At 61.5% G+C, this 1,369-nt stretch carries 1 pseudogene; it reads right to left on the bottom strand.

The features are described from left to right. Positions 1-392: 392 nt before the first annotated feature. A pseudogene (locus AC1DUU_RS32100) lies at positions 393-1,369 on the bottom strand (IS110 family RNA-guided transposase); the annotation flags it as partial.

The raw sequence follows: 1,369 nt of genomic DNA, 5'->3' as shown, positions 1-1,369 counted from the left end.
GGGTCGGTAGCGGTCGCGCTGATCGCTTCCCTACCAATGGCAGCTATCCCGCCGTCGGTGCCTGAAAGCCGTCCGTCTGGAATAGGCCCCAAAGCGGAACGTCCTCTGTGGATGGCTCCCGCATTGCAAGAGAATTCGACGTCTGGCGTTTGGTCGGGTGCAGTCTTCTGTCCGGCCTGTTGTGCAGCCGTTGGAGGCTGCTGGCCCTGATGGGCTCGGCGAAACGGGATCCCAATCTGCTTATCAGGCTATGACGCCTTGGACATTCGATGGGTTGTTCCTGTTCCCGGCCTGACCGGTCTCGCCATCACATCGCGTCGCTCTCACAACCTCATGGAGCCGTTCGATCGGCTCGAACTGTTTCTGTTTCAGGTCTCATCTTCCTCACAACTTTACGCCGCAAGGTTCGGGACATGGCGGGATTGATAGATCTCACCGCGCGCCATGACCGCCCAGACCACACGGGCCATCTTGTTCGCCATGGCCACACTCGCTACCCGCACCGGTTTCCTGGCGAGAAGCGCGACAAGCCGAGGGTCTGCTGTCTCTGGCCTGTATCTCGCTCGGCGGATCAACGACGTCGCGCCGACCACAAGGAGCTTTCTCAGATAGCGGTCACCCATCTTGGTGATGCGGCYGAGCCTGTCCTTGCCGCCGCTCGAGTTTTGCGAAGGTGTGAGCCCCAGCCAGGCTGGGAACTCTCGGCCCGAGCGGAACTGCCCCGGATCGGCAACCGATGCGGCAAATGCTGTGGCGCCGACAGGACCGATGCCAGGAATCGTCGATAGACGCTGTGCCACCTCGTCAGATTTTTGCAGGGCAAGGATCGAACGGTCGATCGCCTGGAGACGAATATGGGTGTCGAGGACCTGACCGCACAGGAGATCAAGAACCTGCGTTGCCATCGCCGGCACGTCCGGCGTCACTTGCTTCGCGGCCATCTGGCGCGCCAGTGCAAGCGCCCGCTTCAAACCTTCGGGGATATCGATGCCGAACTCGGCCAAGAGGCCACGGATCATGTTGACCAGTTGCGTGCGCTGCTTGACCAGGAGGTTGCGTGTGCGGTGAAGCGACAGGGCCGCCTGTTGCTCGGCTGCTGCATCGCCACGAAACGCATGGTCGGACGTGTTACCGCTTCGCAAATCGCTTCGGCGTCCACCGCATCATTCTTGCCGCGCTTCACATAAGGCTTCACGTAGGCCGGCGGCATCAGGCGGACTTCATGGCCGAGCTCCGTCAGCTCTCGAGCCCAGTGATGCGATGTGCCGCACGCCTCCATGCCGATCAGGCAGGGCGGCAACTTGGTGAAAAACGGCAGAACTTGCGATCGCCGCAGTGCCTTGCGCACAACAACATCTCCAGACGCGTC

The organism is Aminobacter sp. P4_H6_2 (genome assembly GCF_056400805.1).
The sequence above is the reverse complement of the archived record's forward strand: the minus strand, read 5'-3'. Positions and strand labels throughout refer to the sequence as shown.